18 protein-coding genes and 1 pseudogene are annotated in these 18,896 nt (G+C 67.3%); 5 read left to right on the plus strand and 14 right to left on the minus strand.

All coding sequences use genetic code 11. The features are described from left to right. Positions 1-46: 46 nt before the first annotated feature. The 3 genes and pseudogenes from AOA12_RS13600 to AOA12_RS13610 all read left to right on the plus strand — a co-directional run. Positions 47-583, plus strand: a pseudogene (locus tag AOA12_RS13600) (ATP-binding protein); the annotation flags it as partial. Positions 584-793: 210 nt separating this feature from the next. Further along, a complete protein-coding gene (gene cmtR / locus AOA12_RS13605) occupies positions 794-1,153 on the plus strand; it encodes a Cd(II)/Pb(II)-sensing metalloregulatory transcriptional regulator CmtR (RefSeq protein ID WP_054687008.1) in 360 nt (119 codons plus the stop codon). A 5-nt stretch (positions 1,154-1,158) separates the two neighbouring features. After that, complete coding sequence (locus AOA12_RS13610; RefSeq protein ID WP_442922287.1) at positions 1,159-3,054, plus strand: heavy metal translocating P-type ATPase; 1,896 nt, start codon at positions 1,159-1,161, stop codon at positions 3,052-3,054. Positions 3,055-3,073: 19 nt separating this feature from the next. Here the strand turns inward: AOA12_RS13610 and AOA12_RS13615 are convergent, their stop codons facing one another. From AOA12_RS13615 to AOA12_RS13630, 4 genes are all read right to left on the minus strand, one after another. Next, positions 3,074-4,471 (minus strand): hypothetical protein, encoded by a 1,398-nt coding sequence (locus AOA12_RS13615; RefSeq protein WP_082406207.1) that lies wholly within the window; start codon positions 4,469-4,471, stop codon positions 3,074-3,076. 389 nt (positions 4,472-4,860) lie between these two features. After that, positions 4,861-5,184, minus strand: a complete 324-nt coding sequence (locus tag AOA12_RS13620; RefSeq protein WP_054683046.1) for a helix-turn-helix domain-containing protein — start codon at positions 5,182-5,184, stop codon at positions 4,861-4,863. A 1-nt stretch (position 5,185) separates the two neighbouring features. After that, entirely contained in the window at positions 5,186-6,271 is a 1,086-nt protein-coding gene (locus AOA12_RS13625) for a tyrosine-type recombinase/integrase (protein WP_054683048.1), read from the minus strand. Positions 6,272-6,586: 315 nt separating this feature from the next. Further along, complete coding sequence (locus tag AOA12_RS13630) at positions 6,587-6,952, minus strand: helix-turn-helix domain-containing protein (RefSeq protein WP_054687050.1); 366 nt, start codon at positions 6,950-6,952, stop codon at positions 6,587-6,589. Between the two features lie 118 nt (positions 6,953-7,070). Here AOA12_RS13630 and AOA12_RS13635 point away from each other — a divergent pair, with 118 nt between their 5' ends. Then, complete coding sequence (locus tag AOA12_RS13635; protein ID WP_026937616.1) at positions 7,071-8,576, plus strand: SulP family inorganic anion transporter; 1,506 nt, start codon at positions 7,071-7,073, stop codon at positions 8,574-8,576. A 92-nt stretch (positions 8,577-8,668) separates the two neighbouring features. Here AOA12_RS13635 and AOA12_RS13640 read toward each other — a convergent pair whose 3' ends face one another. From AOA12_RS13640 to AOA12_RS13685, 10 genes are all read right to left on the minus strand, one after another. Then, the gene (locus AOA12_RS13640) at positions 8,669-9,088 is read right to left on the minus strand and encodes an arsenate-mycothiol transferase ArsC (RefSeq protein ID WP_026937615.1); all 420 of its coding nucleotides are present in this window, start codon (positions 9,086-9,088) and stop codon (positions 8,669-8,671) included. Then, positions 9,085-9,507 carry an arsenate reductase ArsC gene (locus AOA12_RS13645; protein WP_054683684.1) on the minus strand — a complete coding sequence of 141 codons (423 nt, stop codon included), beginning with the start codon at positions 9,505-9,507 and terminating at the stop codon, positions 9,085-9,087. The genes AOA12_RS13640 and AOA12_RS13645 overlap by 4 nt, the downstream gene beginning before the upstream one ends. 27 nt (positions 9,508-9,534) lie before the next feature. Next, positions 9,535-10,749, minus strand: coding sequence for a chromate efflux transporter (gene chrA / locus AOA12_RS13650; protein WP_054683686.1), 1,215 nt, complete (start codon positions 10,747-10,749; stop codon positions 9,535-9,537). Continuing rightward, the gene (locus AOA12_RS13655; RefSeq protein ID WP_054683691.1) at positions 10,746-11,750 is read right to left on the minus strand and encodes a metalloregulator ArsR/SmtB family transcription factor; all 1,005 of its coding nucleotides are present in this window, start codon (positions 11,748-11,750) and stop codon (positions 10,746-10,748) included. The genes chrA and AOA12_RS13655 overlap by 4 nt, the downstream gene beginning before the upstream one ends. Further along, positions 11,747-12,850, minus strand: a complete 1,104-nt coding sequence (arsB, locus tag AOA12_RS13660) for an ACR3 family arsenite efflux transporter (RefSeq protein WP_082406260.1) — start codon at positions 12,848-12,850, stop codon at positions 11,747-11,749. Before arsB ends, AOA12_RS13655 begins: the two co-directional genes overlap by 4 nt. Next, a complete protein-coding gene (gene trxA / locus AOA12_RS13665; protein ID WP_054683694.1) occupies positions 12,847-13,173 on the minus strand; it encodes a thioredoxin in 327 nt (108 codons plus the stop codon). The genes arsB and trxA overlap by 4 nt, the downstream gene beginning before the upstream one ends. Beyond that, positions 13,170-14,138, minus strand: coding sequence for a thioredoxin-disulfide reductase (trxB, locus tag AOA12_RS13670; RefSeq protein WP_054683697.1), 969 nt, complete (start codon positions 14,136-14,138; stop codon positions 13,170-13,172). The genes trxA and trxB overlap by 4 nt, the downstream gene beginning before the upstream one ends. A gap of 73 nt (positions 14,139-14,211) precedes the next feature. Then, positions 14,212-15,912, minus strand: a complete 1,701-nt coding sequence (locus AOA12_RS13675) for a hypothetical protein (protein ID WP_156366504.1) — start codon at positions 15,910-15,912, stop codon at positions 14,212-14,214. Between the two features lie 59 nt (positions 15,913-15,971). After that, entirely contained in the window at positions 15,972-16,301 is a 330-nt protein-coding gene (locus AOA12_RS13680; protein ID WP_054683702.1) for a helix-turn-helix domain-containing protein, read from the minus strand. Between the two features lie 3 nt (positions 16,302-16,304). Next, a complete protein-coding gene (locus AOA12_RS13685) occupies positions 16,305-17,375 on the minus strand; it encodes a tyrosine-type recombinase/integrase (RefSeq protein WP_231637086.1) in 1,071 nt (356 codons plus the stop codon). A gap of 52 nt (positions 17,376-17,427) precedes the next feature. Here AOA12_RS13685 and AOA12_RS13690 point away from each other — a divergent pair, with 52 nt between their 5' ends. Next, positions 17,428-18,675, plus strand: a complete 1,248-nt coding sequence (locus tag AOA12_RS13690; protein ID WP_054678492.1) for an IS256 family transposase — start codon at positions 17,428-17,430, stop codon at positions 18,673-18,675. Positions 18,676-18,896: the final 221 nt, after the last annotated feature.

The following is an 18,896-nucleotide window of genomic DNA, read 5'->3' on the forward strand; positions in this document are numbered from 1 at the left end:
TTTCGAGCGCCGCTATCGATCAGTTCTCAAGCGCCGTCGACAGACGTTCGATCCGACGCTGCCGATGATCACCCTGGATCTCTCGCGGGTGGTAGAGAACTCGACACTGATCTCGGTGCTGATGACCTGCTCCAGTGCGTGGATGGAATCCGCGCTGCTGGATCCGAACGGCGGGCAGCGGTGGACGGTGTATGACGAAGCGTGGCGGCTGATGTCGCACCCGGCGTTGCTGAAGCGGATGGATGCGCACTGGCGGCTCGCGAGGCACTACGGGATCGCGAACCTGCTGATCTTCCACAAGCTCACCGATCTCGACAATGTCGGCGATCAGGGGTCGGCGATGCGGTCGCTGGCGAACTCGCTGCTGGCGAATGCGGAGTCCAGGATCATCTACCGGCAGGAGTCCGACCAGATCGGGGTGACCGCGAAAACGCTGGGCCTCACCGGCACCGAGCAGAAGCTGCTCCCGTCGCTGGGCACCGGGCAGGGGCTGTGGCGGATCAAGGAATCCAGCTATGTAGTGCAACACCAGCTCCACCCCGACGAGCTGGCACTCTTCGACACCCGCGCCCGGATGCTCTAGGAAAGTAACGAGTTCCGGGCTTCTCGTTCGGAAATCTCGGGAACCTGAGTGCTCACGGCTGGTTTCAGGCTAGTCGAGGGTTCGGGTTCGCGGAACTGGTGACTCCTCGCAGGACGCCGGGGTTCACGGCGGCCGCGCGTGCAGCGGTTCCCTGTGAGGTGGCGCCGGAGCCCGCTTCAATTCGTTCAGCGTCCGCTGTATAGTCAGTGCATGCTGACTATTACTTCCCGTCTCGATGTGATGAACCGGTTGGGTCGGGCGATGGCCGATCCGACGCGGTCGCGGATTCTGATGACGCTGCTGGAGGGGCCGAGCTATCCGGCGGTGCTGTCGCAGAGTCTGGAGCTGACGCGCTCGAACGTGTCGAACCATCTGACGTGTCTGCGGGATTGCGGGATCGTGGTAGCCGAGCCGGAAGGCCGCCAGACGCGGTATGAGATCGCGGACCCGCATCTTGCCGCTGCGCTGAACGCGCTGGTTGATGTGACGTTGGCGGTCGATGAGAACGCGCCGTGCATCGACCCGGCCTGCTCGGTCGCGGGCTGCTGCGAGCCGGGAGCAGGCGCGTGAGCGCGGTGACGAGGTCGCAGGTCGACGAGATCGAGATCGAGGATGACGACGGTCATGATGGGCCGTGGTGGAAGGATCGCGAGATCCTGCTGCCGCTGTTCTCCGGGATCGCGTTCCTCGCGGGGCTGATCTGCGAGTGGTCCGGGGCGGAGATTCCCGCGCTGGTGCTGTTCTGGATCGGCCTGCTGGCGGGCGCGTCGGCGTTCACACCCGGCGCGATCCGGAAGCTGGCCAATGGCAAACTCGGGATCAGCCTGTTGATGACGATCAGCGCGATCGGGGCGGTGATCCTCGGCTATGTCGAGGAGGCCGCAGCGCTGGCGTTCCTCTACTCGATCGCCGAGGCGTTGGAGGACAAGGCGATGGACCGCGCCCGCGGTGGGTTGCGGGCGCTGCTGAAGCTCGTCCCCGACACGGCGACTGTTCGCCGCGATGGGGCCTCGGTCGAGGTCGCGGCGAAGGACCTCACGGTCGGGCAGGTGCTGCTGGTCCGTCCCGGTGAGCGGATCGCGACCGATGGGGTCGTGGTCTCAGGGCGCTCCAGCCTGGACACCTCCGCGATCACCGGCGAATCGATCCCAGTCGAGGTCGCCCCAGGAGATGCGGTGTCCGCCGGGGCGATCAACACCGCCGGGGCGCTGGAGGTCGAGGCGACTGCGGCCGGGACGGACAACTCGCTGACCACGATCGTGGAGCTGGTCGAGCAGGCGCAGGCCGAGAAGGGCGACCGTGCCCGACTGGCCGACCGGATCGCCCGCCCGCTGGTGCCCGGGGTGCTGATCCTCGCCGTCCTGGTCGCGCTGATCGGGTCGCTGTTCGGCGACCCGGAGCTGTGGATCACCCGCGCGCTGGTGGTGCTGGTGGCCGCGTCGCCGTGCGCGTTGGCGATCTCGGTGCCGATCACCGTGGTCGCGGCGATCGGTTCGGCCAGCAAGTTCGGGGTGATCATCAAGTCCGGCGCGATCTTCGAGCGCTTCGGCGGCATCCGTCACGTCGCTCTCGACAAGACCGGCACCCTCACCCGCAACCAGCCCACTGTCACCGCCGTCCTCACCGCTGAGGACGCCACCGAGAGCGAAGTGCTCGGCTGGGCCGCCGGATTGGAGCAGCACAGCAGTCACCCGCTCGCCGCCGCGATCACCGCGAAGGCGCCCGAGGCCCCTGCCGCGGCTGAGGTGAGCGAGCAGGCCGGACACGGCATCGCCGGTGTCATCGACGGCGTGAGCGTGACCGTGGGTAGTCCCCGATGGCTGTCCGCCGGGGTCCTCGCGGATCGGGTCGCCGAGCTGGAGGAACAGGGCATGACCGTGGTGATCGTGCATCGACACGAGCAGCCGGTCGGCGCGATCGGGGTGCGCGACGAGCTGCGGCCCGAGGTGCCCGAGGTGATCCGCACCCTGACCGGTGAGGGCATCGGAGTGACGATGCTCACCGGCGACAACGCCCGCACCGCCGCTGCCCTCGCCTTGCAAGCCGGTATCAGCGACGTGCGCGCCGAGCTCCGGCCGGAGGACAAGGCCGCCGCGATCGGCGAACTGTCCCGCACGGCCCCCGCGGCGATGATCGGGGATGGCATCAACGACGCCCCGGCCCTCGCCGCGGCGGACATCGGCATCGCGATGGGCGCGACGGGCTCGGACGCGGCGATCGAGTCCGCCGACATCGCCTTCACCGGCCACGACCTGCGCCTCATCCCACGCGCGTTCGACCACGCCCGCCGGGGACGACGCATCATCAACCAGAACATCATCCTGTCGCTGCTGATCATCATCGTGCTGCTGCCGCTGGCCCTGGTCGGCGTTCTCGGGCTCGCCGCCGTCGTCCTCGTGCACGAGATCGCCGAGGTCATCGTCATCCTCAACGGGCTCCGGGCCGCACGCACGAGGACGGCCACGAGATAGGGCGCCGACAGCGGAACCGCTAGTCGAGGCGGGGACGCGGGTCGGGTAACTCCTCGCGGAACGTGGGGTGGCCAAGGGTCGCGGCGTAGCGGGACGCGCTCTCGATTCCGATGCCGAACAGGTCGCAGAGGCGTCGGACGTCGCCGCCGGTGGCGTGGATCTCGGCGAGGATGCGGTCGGTGCGCAGCGACTGCGGGTTCAGGCCGGCCTTCTTCCATGGGAAGGTGTGGCCAGGCGCGTTCATGCGACCTGCGGTGTGCTGCGTGACGAACAGGTGCGGGTTGATGGTGCGCGGCCATCTGGCCGTGCGCTGGTCGAGCCAGGCACTCAGGCGGACTCGGACGGGGCCAGCCAACGGGATCACGCGCCCGTCGGGAAGCGTGAGGCGCCCGTCAATAATGTCGGTGAGCTGGATAGCGCGGGTCTGCGCGTTGGTGAGCGCGTGGAATGCGACGAGGGCGATGCCGAGCGCGGTGGCCGGGTCGGGATGGTTCAACGCGGTCCGGACGGCGGCGGGGTCCAGCGGGAGCGGGATCGTGGCGCGGGTGTTCACGATCGGCAGTTGCCGCATCGGGTCGGCGAAGACGAGCTTGCGGGCCTTGAGGATGAGGAAGACCGAGCGCAGTCCGCGGTCGGCCCAGTGCCGCTGGGTGAGGTCGTCGGGTAGGGCGTCGTTGACCATTCGCGTGTTGATCTGTGCCAGGGAGGTGATCCCGGCGCCGGCCCAGGTGTGCAGGATGGGTGCGATCCCGAGGAGCTGGGTGCGGATGGTCTGATCGTGGCGCGGATAGCGCCGTGGCGGGGTGGTGGAGCCGTGCCGCATGATCTGGAACCAGACGTCGAGCTGCTCGCGCATCACGGCCGGTAGGCCGGTGGTCTTGCTGGTGAAGTAGGACTCGATCGGTCGGGGCCGGTCCTCGACGAGCAGGCCGGCGGCGTCGAGCACGTCGATGGTGGAGACGATGCTGCCGCCCCATCGCGGGAGTTGCAGGGCATCGGAGGCTCGGATCTTCGCGGTTGGGCTGTCACGGAGGGTCTGCAGCAGTCGCAGGGAGCGGACGACGTCGTTGCGTTGCCGTTTGGACCAGCCGAATCGTTCGGCGTGCTCTCGGACGATGCCGGCGCAGTACCGGGTCAGCTCGCTGTTCTCGATCAGTGTCCGCTGGAGCACCAGCTCCGGATCAGGGTCGACGTCGATGAGTGTGGGCTGGACCCACTCGGAGACGATCAGCGTGGTCGGGGCGGGGCCTGGCCTGTTCCAGCCGCCGGGTGTCTTCCATCCCTTGGGGCGTGCGTCTGGGGTGAGCGCGGCTCGCGGTGTGCGGCGGCGTTGGAAGGCCATGTTGGCGAAGAACAGTTGCTGGCCGTGCTTGTTCGCCCCGGCGAGGTCGAGGGCTCGGCCAGGCTCTTGCAGCATCCGGGCCTGCTCGACGCAGAGCCGGCAGGCGCCCTGGTCGGCGATCCGGCTCTCGCGGTGACAGTAGGCGCAGACACCCCGCGGGTAGTGGGTCCGCCACCAGATGCACGAGGAGCACAGCCAGCTCCGCTGCCGATACACGCCCCAGGCCAGACAGCCCCGGCAAGCGCCGAGGTGGTCGGGGCCACCGGGATGGCAGCGGTCGCAAAGGCCCTGGCTGAAGTACGCGCTCGAGCCGCACCTCTCGCACGGCGGCGCAGGGAACGGACCGCCGGGCATGCAGTCGTAGCAGTACTCCACGCGCGGCCAGGTCCACGCCGCCTTGTTCACCCCGCACGAGAAACACGTTCGCGGGGGCCGGAACCGCGAGTTCGCCCCCGGCGTCGTGCTCACAGCGGCGGCATCGAACGTGGGTTGCCGGGCCTTGGCCGCACGATGGGTGCCACGTCGGACGCGCCGGCGATCTTCTCCCGCGCGGGTTTGCGGGCGGCGACCTTGTCCGGCTCGGGAACGAGCAGGTCGCTGGGCTGGCAGGCCAGGACATGGCAGATCACGTCGAGGTCATCCAGCCGGACCGTGGTCGGTGTGCCCGTCCACAGAGCCGACATCTTGCCCAGGCTCAACTCCAGCCCGGCGTCGGCGAGCATCCGCCGCAGTTCGGCGGACTTCCAGATGCCGCGCTCGGCGGCCTTCAATCGCAGGTTCCAGAGCATCTCAGCCCTCTCCTCCCAGACGTCGTTCAGTGCGGGCGTTCGCCTGCTGCCAGGCGTTCTCGATGTGCTCGCTGCGGACGTGGATGTACCCGCTCGTGGTCGAGAGCCAGTTGTGACCGAGAAGCTCCTGCAACGCCTTCAAGTCCATCCCCGCGCCATAGAGCGACGAGGCGCAGTAGTGCCGCAGGACGTGCGGGGTCATCCGCCCCTCCCAAGACGGCAACCACAAGGTCGTCTGCTCGGCCAGCGCCCTACGCAACGCGTTCGGTCCGACCCGCAGTGGCCGCTCCCGCTCCCGATCGATCCGCTCGCTCGGCAGCAGCGGCGCATCCGGGTCCTTCCAATCCTCGCCGAACTGGGGACGCACCTCCGCCAGCCACCAATCAATCAGCGCGTCCGCGCCATTGATCGCCGGGATCAGACGCGGCTTGTAGCCGCGACCGCGTGAGCCCTTCCCGAACCGAACGTGCAACTTCCCGGTCAGCCCGAGGTCGGGCCGCCAATCACGGATGTCCAGCATGACCGACTCGCTGATACGCAGCCCAAGCCTGCGCCACAGCGACGCGGCGAAGTAGTCCCGCGCCGCTGGCAAATACTTCCGCGCGTCCGCGACCGATGCCCGCCACCGCTCGAAGAACCCGGTCACCTCAACATCGGACGGCGGCACCCGCACCTTGCCCAGCGACACCCCCGAGGGCCGGTTCCACTCATCGATCGGCTGCTCCACGATCGCGCCCGTCGCAGTGCGAATGTCGCCGAGGTAGCGGGTGACGAGGAACTCGTAGAACTGGGCAATCACGCCCGCCTTACCCGCCCTCGTCGTCTGCGCCCGGCCCAAACGGCGCTGCTCCGCGAGGAACCGGTCTCCGTCCGCGTACCCCGCCGTCCAGATCGGCCCCGACAACGAGCGCGCGAACTCGAACACCGTCGCCCGCGAACTCGTGATGAACCCATCCGAGATACCCGCCGCAGCCATCGCCAACGCGTACTGGTCAACCAACTCCTGCTCGAAGTCCTCCAACGCCTGCGGAGACCTCAACGCTGCGCCCGGCGCTCCCGACACAGCCCGCAACGGCGTCAGCGCCATGAGCGTGCCACTTCGGAAATCCCGATCATGGTTCGAGATTACACTGATTCCTTCAGGAATCCCGAAGCATCGTCACTCGACATGCGGCATCCGACGAACCCAACAACGGGGCAGCGGAGCGCACCTATCCGACGTGAGACACGACAACGAACCCGTAGCAGTAGAGATAAAAACCCGCAAGTTCACGATTCCTGAAGACTAAATCGCCGGAAGAAGCGGGTTCAGGCCATGGTTTCTGAGGTGTGGGGTTGCATGTTCCGCGAACATGCAACCCCACCGGTGAACACTTGGGCCGGGCGTGCATCTGCCGCAGGCTTATACGTCGCGGAGGCGCGCGATGAGTTCGTCGGCGGCGTCCAGTTGTTTCGCGAGTTTCTCGCGACGCTCCTCTGCGTCGGTCACGAACGTATCCAGCGCTGCGCGCGCGGCGCTGTCTGACGGATCATCCGCCAGTGCGTCAGCAGCGGCGAGGACTTCGCCCATCTGGTCGAGGGAGAACCCGAGCGGCTTCATCCGGCGGATCAGGAGGAGCCGCTCGACGTCGGCGTCGGTGTAGAGGCGGAACCCGCCACTGGTGCGGTCGCTCGGGGAGACGAGCCCGATCTCGTCGTAGTGGCGGAGGGTGCGCAGCGACAGGCTGGTGCGCTCAGCGACCTCGCCGATATGGATCGTTCCTGCCATCGGGTACTCCTCTGCCTCGATTTGGCACCCAACCCTCACGTAACGGTAGAGTTGGGGTTGGCGGGCTCCGACCTCGACCGCCGTCACCCTATTTTCCCGCACCTCTCTGGGAGGCAGAATGAGCGCGCCCGCACGCGACAAGGAACGCTACTGGCCTCGGCCGACCGTGATGGATGTGTTCCGTTCGCCGAAGCTGTTGACGAAGGAAGTCCTCGCGGGTATGGTGGTCGGCCTCGCGCTCATCCCGGAGGCCATCGCGTTCGCGATCGCCGCAGGCGTGCCGGCCGAGGTGGGCTTGTTCTCCTCGATCGTGATGGCAATCTCGATCGCGTTCCTCGGTGGGCGGCCCGCGATGATTACCGCGGCGACCGCAGCGATCGCGCTCGTCATCCGGCCGGTCGCCGACGAGTACGGCCTCGACTACCTCATCGCGACCGTGATCCTCGGCGGCATCTTCCAGATCGTTCTCGGCCTGCTCGGTGTCGGCAAGCTCATGCGGTTCATCCCGCGCAGCGTGATGGTCGGGTTCGTCAACGCCCTCGCGATCCTCATCGCTGTCGCCCAATTGGAGCATTTCACCGGCGCGTCCTGGCTGATGTACCCGATGATCATCGTCAGCATCCTGATCCTATGGCTCTTCCCGAAGCTCACGAAGGCTGTGCCCGCGCCTCTGGTGGTCGTGATCGTGATGACCCTCGCGGTGTGGCTGCTGAACCTCGATGTGAAGACCGTCGGCGGTCTCGGCGAACTGCCCGGCGGCCCGCCGATGCCGTTCTTCCCCGATGTACCGCTCACCTTCGAGACACTGCAAATCATTGCCCCGTATGCCCTCGGCATGGCCGCGGTGGGGCTCATGGAGTCACTGATGACCGCGAAGCTCGTGGACGACATCACCGACACGCACTCGAACAAGACCCGCGAGGCGATGGGGCAAGGCGGCGCGAACATCCTCTCTGGCCTCTTCGGTGGCATGGGTGGCTGCGCGATGATCGGGCAGACCATGATCAACGTGCGCGCCTCCGGCGCCCGCACCCGCGTCTCCACGTTCGCCGCCGGCGTGTTCCTCCTGATCCTGGTGTGGTTCCTCGGCCCGATAATGAACCTGATCCCCATCGGGGCACTGGTGGCGATCATGTTCATGGTCGCGTTCCTCACCTTCGACTGGCACTCCATCGCACCCTCCACGCTGAAGCGGATGCCCAAGAGCGAGACGATCGTGATGCTCGTCACCGTCATCCCGGTGCTCATCACCCACAACCTCTCCGTCGGGGTCATCATCGGCGTGTTCGTCGCCGCGATCCTGTTCGTGCGCCGCGTCGCCCACTTCACCACCGTCACCCGCACCTTCAGCGCTAACGAAGACACGGCGCACTATGAGGTCGATGGCGAGCTGTTCTTCGCGTCCTCGAACGACCTGACCACCCAGTTCGAGTACGCCGACGACCCGAAGCGTGTCGTGATCGACATGTCGAAGTCGCACGTGTGGGACGCCTCGACCGTCGCAGCGCTCGATGGAATCGAGCAGAAGTACCGCGAACACGACATCGAGGTCGAGATCATCGGCTTGAACGAGGCGAGCGGAACCTTCCACGCACGATTGAGCGGGAACCTGCCCTCACACTGACCCGACTGCGTGCTCGGCTCATGCAAGGCTCATCGGCCGTCCGCCGCGCTGGACGGGAGGGCCAGCGACTACTCCTGCCCTCCCGTTCAGAGTTACGACATCGCGGCGCTGAGCTCGCTGGCGAGGCGCAGGACGCGTTCGGCGATCTGATCCCGGATCGCCCGCGTGCGGTCGCCGCCGCCGACGTCGGATGCAGCCTGGTCTTCGAAGGTCCAGGTCTCGATCGTTCCGGCCATGCCGTCGACCGGGGCGACCTTCGCCTCGTCGCCGAGCACGATGACCCGATCCACGCTGCGGAGGATCTCGGGATCGATGGGCTTCGGATACTCGCCCTCCATCGACGCACCGACCTCGACGATCGCTTCCTCGGCGAGGGCACTAAGCGTATCGCCCGGCGCAGTACCGGCCGAATAGACGGTGATGGCGTCGCCGGCGTGCTGCCGCATGAGCGCGGCGGCCATCTGCGATTTGCCGCCGTTCTTCTTGCAGACGAACAGCACCGACGCGCTCATGCGCTGGCCGCCTCGGTGCTCGCGGGCTCGAGGGAGGCGATGAGTTCCTGGATGCGGCGTTTGATGTCGTCGCGGATCGGACGGACAGCGTCGATGCCCTGGCCCGCGGGGTCATCGAGCTTCCAATCCTCGTAGCGCTTGCCGGGGAAGAACGGGCAGGCGTCGCCGCAGCCCATCGTGATGACGACATCGGAGTCTTGCACGGCGTCGGTGGTGAGGATCTTCGGGGCCTCGCCGCGGATGTCGATACCCTCTTCGAGCATCGCCTCGACGGCGACGGGATTGATTTGGTCCGCGGGGATCGAGCCTGCCGAACGGACCTCGATGCGGTCGCCCGCGAGGTGGCGGAGGTAGCCTGCGGCCATCTGGGAACGGCCGGCGTTGTGGACGCAGACGAACAGGACGGTGGGAGTAGACATGAGGGTTCTCGTTTCCGATCGGGTCGGTCAGGTGAGGGTGGTGGCGAGGATGCCGCCTGCGGCTCCGATGATCACGACGATCCAGGGCGGGAGCTTCCACGCGACGAGCAGCACGAAGCAGACCAGCGCGAGTGCGAAGGCGGGCGGGGTGAGGATCGCGGTGGTGAACACGGGTGTGTAGAGGGCGGCGGCGAGGATGCCGACGACGGCCGCGTTCGCGCCCCGCATGATGGCCTGAACCCGCTCGTGGTGCTGCAGGCGGTTCCAGAACGGCAGCACGCCGATGAGGAGGAGGAAGCCGGGCAGGAAGATCCCGGCCAGCGCGATGCCCGCCCCCGCCGCCCCGCCCGGGCCGACGTCAGCGGCGCCGCCGAGGAAAGCGGCGAGGGTGAACAGCGGGCCAGGCACGGCCTGGGCTGCACCGTATCCGGCGAGGAAGTCCGCGTTCGTGACCCAGCCGGGATCGACGACGCCGGATTGCAGGAGCGGGAGCACGACGTGCCCGCCGCCGAATACGAGCGCTCCGGCCCGCGCGAACGCATCGAACAGGGCGACGCTGTCGTTGCCGGTGACGGCGGCGAGGATCGGCATCCCGGCCAGGATTGCGACGAACAGGGTGAGCGCGGCGATCCCCGCGGCCCGGGTCACCGGGAACCGCACCGCTGTCGCCGTGTTCGCGGCGGGTGCGCGGCAGACGAAGTATCCGGCGATCCCGCCGAGGACGATCGCCATGATTTGGCCGAGCGATCCGGCCAGCAGCAGCGCGGCGAGGGCTGCGACGGCTGCGATCGCGGCGCGCTGCCGGTCCGGGGTGAGTGTCTTCGCCATGCCGAGGACGGCCTGCGCGACGATCGCGACCGCCACGATCTTCAGCCCGGCGAGGATGCCTTCCCCGATGGTGCCGGTGAACAGGGCGGCGCCGGAGGCGAAGGCGAGCATGAGGGCCGCGGACGGGAGCGTGAAGGCGATGAATGCGGCCAGCGCGCCCCGGTATCCGGCGCGGTGCAGGCCGATGCCGAACCCGACCTGGCTCGAGGCCGGGCCGGGAAGGAACTGGCACAGCGCGACCAGGTCGGCGTAGGCGCGGTCGTCCATCCAGCGTCGGCGTTCCACGATCTCGGTGCGGAAGTAGCCCAGGTGCGCGATCGGCCCGCCGAACGAGGTCACCCCGAGGCGCAGGAACACCCGGAACACTTCCCACGCCGACCCGCGCACCGGCGCACGTCGCGTCTCGCTTGTCATGCGCCGTCACCGTCGACGGGAACGCACAGCTCGGCGAGCAGGCCACGGACGCGGGCCTCGATGTCAGCGGCGATCGCCGCAACGCCGTCTTCGGAGGCGAGGGCGGGGTCACCGACAGCCCAATCTTCGTAGCGGACGCCGGGGATGATCGGGCACACGTCCCCGCAGCCCATCGTGACCACGACGTCCGCGGCGCGGACGGCGTCGTCGGTGAGCGGCTTCGGGAACGCGGCCGCGGCGTCCTGCTCGCCTTCGATGTCGGCGAGGATCGAGCGCACGTGCGGGTGCACCTCGGCCGCTGGCGTCGACCCGGCCGACCGGGCAACAACCGCACCGCCGGAGAGCTGATTGACGAGGGCGGCGGCGAGCTGAGAACGGCCCGCGTTTGCGACGCACACGAACAGCACCTGCGGCATCCCCGTTTCGCGATCCCGTGTGAGGTCGGCGAGACGCTGACGGGCGAAACGTTCGGTGAGCGGGATCATATGCTGGGTGAGCTTCGCCGAGCGGACGAGACCCGCGAACGACTCGCGCACGATCGTGACGACGAGGTTGCGGTTCAGGTGCGTCATCTCGTCGGCGAGCTCGGCGGCGAGGTGCTCGACCTTCGCGTCGAGGGCGGCCAGTGCCGTCGCGCGGTCTTCCTGCTCGGCCTGCGCGTCGGCGATCGCGGCGGGCGCGAACGCGTCCAGCAGCGCGGTCACGGCCTGCTTCCGCGCCGGCAGGATGCTGTAGTACACCCAGGTGCCGCGCCGCTCGGAGGCCAGCAGCCCGGTGTCCTTGAGCTTCTTCAAGTGATGCGAGACGGTGGGCTGGGAGACGTCGGCGAGCTCGGCGAGGTCGCACACGCAGGCCTCGCCGCGCGGGTCCGTCGCGATCGCCGACAGCATCCGCAGCCGGAACGGATCGGCCAGCGCCTTGAGCGTTGAAGCGACAGCATCGGCGGCGTCTTCGCCGATGACGTGCGTCGGGGTCGGTGTGCAGAGCTCGGTGGTGGTCATGATGCCCTCGATTTGGTGACGGCGGGAACCGCATACGGGTCGGTGTGGAACCACGTGCGGGCGGCCCAGAGCGAGACATAGACCAGACCCACGAGCACGGGCACCTCGATGAGCGGGCCGACGACGCCTGCGAGGGCCTGGCCGCTGGTCGCGCCGAAGGTGCCGATCGCGACGGCGATGGCGAGCTCGAAGTTGTTGCCTGCCGCCGTGAACGCGAGGGTCGTCGAGCGGGCGTAGTTGAGGCCGATGCCCTTCCCGAGCAGGAGGCCTGCGAACCACATGATCGCGAAGTACGCCAACAGCGGCAGCGCGATCCGGGCGACGTCCCACGGCTGCGACGTGATCGCCTCACCCTGCAGCGCGAATAGCAGCACGATCGTGAACAGGAGGCCGTAGAGCGCGAACGGGCCGATAAAGGGGATGAACTTCGCCTCGTACCAGTCGCGGCCCTTCGCCTTCTCACCGAAGAAGCGAGTGAGGAACCCAGCCGCGAGCGGGACGCCAAGGAATACGAGCACGTTGATCGCGATCTGCCCGATCGAGACATCCAGGCCTTGGGAGTCGAGGCCGAGCCAGCCCGGCAGCACGGTGAGGTAGAACCAGCCGAGCAGCGAGAACGCGACGACCTGGAACACGGAGTTGATGAACACCAGCACCGCGGTCGCTTCACGGTCGCCGCAAGCGAGGTCGTTCCAGATCACCACCATCGCGATGCAACGCGCGAGCCCCACGATGATGAGACCGGTGCGGTACTCGGGCAGATCGGGCAGGAAGAGCCACGCGAGGGCGAACATCACGGCAGGCCCTGCGATCCAGTTCAGGATCAGCGATGAGACGAGGAGCTTTTTGTCTCCCGTGACAGCGGCGACCTTGTCGTAGCGGACCTTCGCCAGCACCGGATACATCATCACCAGCAGTCCGAGACCGATCGGCACCGAGATACCACCGACCTCCATATGCGCGAGCAGGTCGGACAGTGCGGGGATGAAGCGGCCGAGGAGGAGGCCCGCGACCATGGCGAGCCCGATCCACAGCGGCAGCCACCGGTCAAGGGTGGACAGCTTCGCCGGCATCGCGCGGGTCTGGGTTGCGGTGCTCATACGATCAGCTCGTCAATCTTGCCCGCGATGATCGGCTTCGGGTGTGCGCCGATGAGCACGTCGACGCGCTCACCGCCCCGGTAGAACCCGAGAGTCGGGATCGACGTGACATCAGCAGCCATCGCGGTCTGCGGGTTGGCATCCGCGTCGAGCTTCACGATCTTCACGCGGCCGTCGTACTCGCCGGCGAGATCGTCGAGGATCGGTGCGATCGCCTTGCACGGCCCGCACCAGGTCGCCCAGATGTCGACCACGACGGGGATGTCGGACTGCAGCACCTCGGCCTCGAACGTGGCATCGGTGACGGTGATGGTCGCGCTCATGCGGACACCTCCAGAAGTTCGGTCTCGGTCTCGTCGGCAGGCAGGCCGGCGAGGAAATGCTGCGCGTCAAGGGCCGCGGCACAGCCCGTGCCCGATGCCGTGATCGCCTGCCGGTAACGGCGGTCGACGAGATCACCCGCGGCGAACACGCCAGGCAGGTTCGTCGCGGTCGACGGATGGTCGACGAGCACGTAGCCGTCGTCGTCGAGATCGACCTGCCCGGTCAGCAGCTCCGAGCGCGGGTCGTGCCCGATCGCAACGAACACGCCAGAGATCGGAAGGGCACGCTCGTCACCGGTGACGGTGTCGCGCAGGCGGAGCGCTTCGACGGCGTTCTCACCGACGAGCTCGGCGACTTCACTGTTCCAGGCGACCTCGATCTTCGGATCGGCGCGCACCCGCTCGGCCATGATCTTCGACGCCCGGAAGTCATCACGCCGGTGCACGATCGTGACCTTCGACGCGAAGCGCGTGAGGAACAGTGCCTCTTCCATCGCGGAGTCCCCGCCGCCGACGACGGCGATCTCCTTCTCGCGGAAGAAGAAGCCGTCGCAGGTCGCGCACCATGACAGGCCGTGACCGGAGAGCCGAGCTTCCTCGGCGAGGCCGAGCTTGCGGTAAGCGGAACCGGTGGTGAGGATCACGCTACGCGCCTCGAACGTTTCGCCCGAGCCGGTCTCGATCGTCTTGACCTCGCCTGCGAGGTCGAGCCGGGTCGCGTCGTCGTAGACGATACGCGCCCCGAAGCGCTCGGCCTGCGCACGCATCGCGTCCATCAGGTCCGGGCCCTGCACCCCGTCGGTGAAGCCCGGGAAGTTCTCGACCTCGGTGGTCGTCATGAGCGAACCGCCGGCGGTCACCGAGCCAGCGACCACGACGGGAGAAAGTCCCGCCCTGGCCGCGTAGACCGCGGCCGTATACCCCGCCGGACCAGACCCGACGATCACCACCTGTTGCATCGACATGTCTCTATATTGACATTCATCGAACCAAGCGGCAAGTCGGGTAGGTGCGTTCGGGAGGTTGTTCGCCGAGTGTTCACCCGGCGGAGTCGCCGCCGTCATCTACAGGACGGTCGACTCGGGCGGGATGCGCATAGCGGAGGGCGGTGTCGATGCCGATGCCGAACAGGTCGCAGATGCGTCGCACATCGCCGCCGGTCTGTTCGACCTCGTAGAGGATGCGGTCAGTGCGCAGCGCCTGAGCGGTGACTCCGGCCTTCTTCCAGGGGAAGTTCCGGCCCGGTGGCGACAGGCGCGGCGCGGTCTGGATCGTGACGAGCAGGTACGGGTTCTTCGTCTCGGGCCAACGCGTGGCGCGATGGTCGAGCCAGGCGGCCAGGCGCACCCGCACGGGTTCGGCGAGCGGGATCGTACGGCCGTCGGGCATGCGGAGTCTGCCGTCGATGATATCGGTGAGCTGGACGTGCTGCACCTGTTGTGTGGTGAGGGCGTGGAAAGCGACGAGGGCGACGGCCAGAGCGATTGCGGGGTCAGGGCTGGTGAGCGCGTCACGGATCGCGGACTTCTCCATCGGGAGCGGGATCGTGCGTTTGGGGCCGCGCAGCGGAATCGGTTTCGTCGGGTCGGCGAAGACGATCTTGCGGCCGCGCAGGATCGTGAACAGGGTGCGGAAGCCGAGCATCATCGTGTGCTGGCGGCTCGGATCATCCGGGAGCGCGTCGAGGATGTCTTCAGTGCTGATCCCGGTCAGGCTGGTGCGGCCTTCCTCGACCCAGCGGGTGATCGCGGGGAGGATGCCGTACATCTGCCCTTTCACGGTCATCGTGTCGCGGGGTTGACGGCGCGGCGTGGTCTTCGATCCGTCGGCCATGATGTCGCGCCAGAGTTCGAGCTGGGAGCGCATCGGCTCGGGCAGATGCCTGGTCTTACGGTCGAAGAGCTGCTCGAACGTCGGCACTCGGTCGTCGATGAGGAGGTCGGCGTCGCCCAGGACTTCGATCGTGGAGCGGATGTTGCCGTCATCGTCGTAGCGGCGCATCGCGAGAATGTCGGAAGCACGGAAGTGCAGATTCGCGCCGGGGAACACGAGCTGGAGAATCTTCAACGTGCGCCGCACCTGGTTCGTCTGCCGTTTGCTCCACGCATACTCGGCGGCGCGGGCGTACAGGAAGTGATCGGTGCGGGAGGTGATGTCGCGCCGCCGGATCTCGTTCGAGCGCTGCCGCACCCGTTCCGGGTCGGGATCCAGATCGAACAGCACCGGCTGGGTGCTCTCGGCGACCGGCGGCGGCGCGGCGACGAGCCGGATCGCTTCGCGCAGGCTCATCGCCATCGGCCGGTGCTTCTCGGCAGGCCTGCGGGGATCGTTCATCACGGCGAAGAACAGTTGCGCCCCGAACTTTCGCGGTGCGTCGAGGTCGAGCGGTTCGCCGAGTACTTGCAGCATCCGGGCGGTCTCCAGGCAGAGGCGGCAGTAGCCCTGCTCACCGATGGTGACGTCGCGATGGCACGAGACGCATTCGCCTTGCGGGTAGTGCTTGAACCACCAGCGGCACTTCGGGCACCGCCAGTTGCGATTCCGGTAGACGCCCCAGGCCAGGCAATCACGACAGGACCCTATGAGGCCGGGACTTCCCGGATGGCAATGCGCGCACAATCCTTGGCTGTAGTACTCGCTCGATCCGCATCTGCGGCATAGCGGCGGAGCGAAGGGGCCGCCGGGGATGCAGTCGTAGCAGTAGTCGACGCGAGGCTGGAGCCACGCGGCCGGTTTCACGCCGCACCCCGTGCAGGGCAGCGGCGGGCTCAGCGGCCCGTTCGGACCGCGTGCCGGACTCATAGCGGCGGGGCGGGCCGGTCATCCTTCGCGCCCAACCGTGGCGTCACTCGCGGTGTCGAACCGTTGGCCTCGCTGTGCTGCTCGAGCCGTCGCGTGCGCGCGCTGACCTTTTCCGGTTCGGGCACGAGGAGGTCTGTCGGCTGGCAGTCCAGGACGTGGCAGATCACGTCGAGATCATCGAGGCGGATCGTCGTCGGAGTGCCCGTCCACAGCCCCGACATCTTGCCCTGGCTCATCTCCAACCCAGCGGCGGCGAGCATGCGCCGCAACTCCGCAGACTTCCAGATGCCGCGCTCAGCGGCCTGGACTCTCAGGTTCCACTTCATCAGTCACGCCATCCCTTCGAATCGTTCCTCAACGCTCTTGTTCGCGTGCGCCCACGCATCCTCGATGTGCTGGCTCGAGACGTGGATGTACTGCGTCGTCGTCGACAGCCACTGATGCCCGAGCAGTTCTTGGAGGGCTTTCAAGTCCATACCCGCCAGATACAGCGACGACGCGCAATAGTGCCGCAGCACGTGCGGAGTCAGATCACCCGACCACGCAGGCAGAAACCGCTCGGTCGCACGCACCAGCCCGCGCCGGAGCACATCGTCGCTGGCCCTCCCCGTGCGGCCGAGCTCATGATCGAACCGTTCCGACGGGATCAGCGGCGCATCCGGGTCATCCCAATCCGGGCCGAACCTGTGCCGCACGTCGCCGAGCCACCAATCCATGAGCTTGTCGGCACCGTTGATCGCGGGAACCAGGCGCTGCTTCGAGCCGCGCCCGCGCGAGCCTTTCCCAAATCGGACATGCAGTTTCCCGAGCGTGCCGAGATCGGGCCGCCAGTCGCGAAGATCGAGTTTCGTGCTCTCCGTGATCCGCAGCCCGACTCGCCGCCACAACGACGCCGCGAAGTAGTTCCGCGCCGCCGGGAGAAATCGCCGCTCATCCTGCAACGAAGCCGCCCAGCCGCCGAAGAGTCGGTCGACCTCCGCGTCCGAGGGCGGGACGCGGACTTTGCCGAGCGACGAACCCGATTGCCGGTTGTACTCATCGATGGGCTGCTCGATCACCCACCCGGTAAGCGCGTTGATGTCGGCCTGATACCGACTGATCGCAAAGTCGAAGAACTGGGCGATCACGCCCGCTTTGCCCGCACGCGTCGAAGCCGCAAGACCCGCTCGGCGAAGCCCGGCAAGAAACGCGTCCGCGTCGGCGGGCTTGACCTGCCACAGCGGGATATTCACGTGCGAACGGAGCTCGAAGATCGCTGTTCGTGAGTGCGAGATGTAAGCGTCGCTGAGCCCAGCTGCGGCCATCGCGAGCGCGTACTGGTCGATGATCTCAGTAGTGCCCCTTAACGTGGTGTAGCGCGCGGTGGCTGCCGGTCCTGTCTTGGACGTGGGCGCGGTCACCGTGTGATCCTTCGAGGAAACTCTCACATCCCACTCGAAAGGCATCATCACGATGACCGCACCTCATATTGTCGACCCTGCCCGCCTGCTCGGTGAAGCCCTTGCCGACGGATCTCCCGATCTGATGCGGCAGTTGCTGCAGACGATGATCAACGCGCTGCTGTCCGCCGACGCGGACGCTGTTGTCGGCGCCGAATGGGGCAAGCCCAGCCCCGACCGCACCGCCCAACGCAACGGCTACCGGCACCGCGACCTGGACACTCGTGTCGGCACGATCGACGTTCAGATCCCGAAGCTGCGCACCGGAACCTACTTCCCGGAGTGGTTGCTGGAGCGCCGTAAGCGGGCCGAGACGGCGCTGATCACCGTGGTCGCGGACTGCTACCTCGCCGGCGTCTCCACCCGACGGATGGACAAGCTCGTGAAGACTCTCGGGATCCACTCGCTGTCGAAGTCGCAGGTCTCGCGGATGGCGGCGGACCTCGACGAGCACGTCGACCAGTTCCGTCACCGCCCGCTCGATGATGCAGGCCCGTTCACGTTCGTCGCCGCCGACGCGCTCACCATGAAGGTCCGCGAAGGCGGCCGCGTGATCAACGCGGTCGTGCTCATCGCGACCGGCGTGAATGGGGACGGGCATCGCGAAGTCCTCGGCCTGCGCGTGGCGACCAGCGAGACCGGGGCGGCCTGGAACTCGTTCTTCGCCGACCTCGTCGCCCGCGGCCTCGGCGGGGTCCGCCTGGTCACCTCCGACGCGCACGCCGGGCTGGTGGAAGCGATCTCGGCGAACCTGCCCGGAGCTGTCTGGCAGAGATGCAGAACCCACTACGCGGCGAACCTGATGAGCGTGACACCGAAGGCCATGTGGCCGGCGGTGAAAGCGATGCTGCACTCCGTCTACGACCAGCCCGACAAGGACGCCGTGCACGCCCAGTTCGACCGGCTGCTGGACTACGTCGACGGGAAACTCCCCGACGCGTTCGAGCACCTCGACGCCGCGAGGGCGGACATCCTCGCGTTCACCGGGTTCCCCGACGGGCTCTGGCAGCAGATTTGGTCGAACAATCCGAACGAGCGCCTCAACCGGGAGATCCGCCGCCGCACCGATTCCGTGGGCATCTTCCCCAATCGCGACGCGATCATCCGCCTCGTCGGCGCGGTCCTCGCCGAGCAGACTGACGAATGGGTCGAGGGCCGCCGCTACCTCGGCCTCGAGATCCTTGCCAAGTCCCGCCTCACCCTCGTCGCCGACACCGGAGAGGAGGTGAACACCGACACCGTCCTCGAGCTCAGCGCCTAACCGAAATCAACAACAGAAGGATCACCGTCCGCTACACCACGTCCCGGGGCTTGACCATGATCTCCTGCTCAAAGTCCGCAGCATCTTCCTCGGACCGCCACCCGCGAGCGGTCCCGATACTCCGAACGACAGCGAGGCTCATCAGCCCGCTACTTCAGCAATCCTGACCATGCATCAAGAATACGCCCGAATCGTCAGGAATCGTGATGGTTTGTCAGGAA

This window comes from Microbacterium sp. No. 7 (assembly GCF_001314225.1).
Classification (GTDB): domain Bacteria; phylum Actinomycetota; class Actinomycetes; order Actinomycetales; family Microbacteriaceae; genus Microbacterium.

Bases quoted from the DNA above. Each gene is read 5' to 3' on its own strand.
- cmtR (WP_054687008.1), top strand. From the start codon at position 794: ATGCTGACTATTACTTCCCGTCTCGATGTGATGAACCGGTTGGGTCGG.
- AOA12_RS13615 (WP_082406207.1), bottom strand. From the start codon at position 4,471: ATGCTGCAAGAGCCTGGCCGAGCCCTCGACCTCGCCGGGGCGAACAAG.
- AOA12_RS13620 (WP_054683046.1), bottom strand. From the start codon at position 5,184: ATGCTCTGGAACCTGCGATTGAAGGCCGCCGAGCGCGGCATCTGGAAG.
- AOA12_RS13625 (WP_054683048.1), bottom strand. From the start codon at position 6,271: ATGGCGCTGACGCCGTTGCGGGCTGTGTCGGGAGCGCCGGGCGCAGCG.
- AOA12_RS13630 (WP_054687050.1), bottom strand. From the start codon at position 6,952: ATGGCAGGAACGATCCATATCGGCGAGGTCGCTGAGCGCACCAGCCTG.
- AOA12_RS13635 (WP_026937616.1), top strand. From the start codon at position 7,071: ATGAGCGCGCCCGCACGCGACAAGGAACGCTACTGGCCTCGGCCGACC.
- AOA12_RS13640 (WP_026937615.1), bottom strand. From the start codon at position 9,088: ATGAGCGCGTCGGTGCTGTTCGTCTGCAAGAAGAACGGCGGCAAATCG.
- AOA12_RS13645 (WP_054683684.1), bottom strand. From the start codon at position 9,507: ATGTCTACTCCCACCGTCCTGTTCGTCTGCGTCCACAACGCCGGCCGT.
- chrA (WP_054683686.1), bottom strand. From the start codon at position 10,749: ATGACAAGCGAGACGCGACGTGCGCCGGTGCGCGGGTCGGCGTGGGAA.
- AOA12_RS13655 (WP_054683691.1), bottom strand. From the start codon at position 11,750: ATGACCACCACCGAGCTCTGCACACCGACCCCGACGCACGTCATCGGC.
- arsB (WP_082406260.1), bottom strand. From the start codon at position 12,850: ATGAGCACCGCAACCCAGACCCGCGCGATGCCGGCGAAGCTGTCCACC.
- trxA (WP_054683694.1), bottom strand. From the start codon at position 13,173: ATGAGCGCGACCATCACCGTCACCGATGCCACGTTCGAGGCCGAGGTG.
- trxB (WP_054683697.1), bottom strand. From the start codon at position 14,138: ATGTCGATGCAACAGGTGGTGATCGTCGGGTCTGGTCCGGCGGGGTAT.
- AOA12_RS13680 (WP_054683702.1), bottom strand. From the start codon at position 16,301: ATGAAGTGGAACCTGAGAGTCCAGGCCGCTGAGCGCGGCATCTGGAAG.
- AOA12_RS13690 (WP_054678492.1), top strand. From the start codon at position 17,428: ATGACCGCACCTCATATTGTCGACCCTGCCCGCCTGCTCGGTGAAGCC.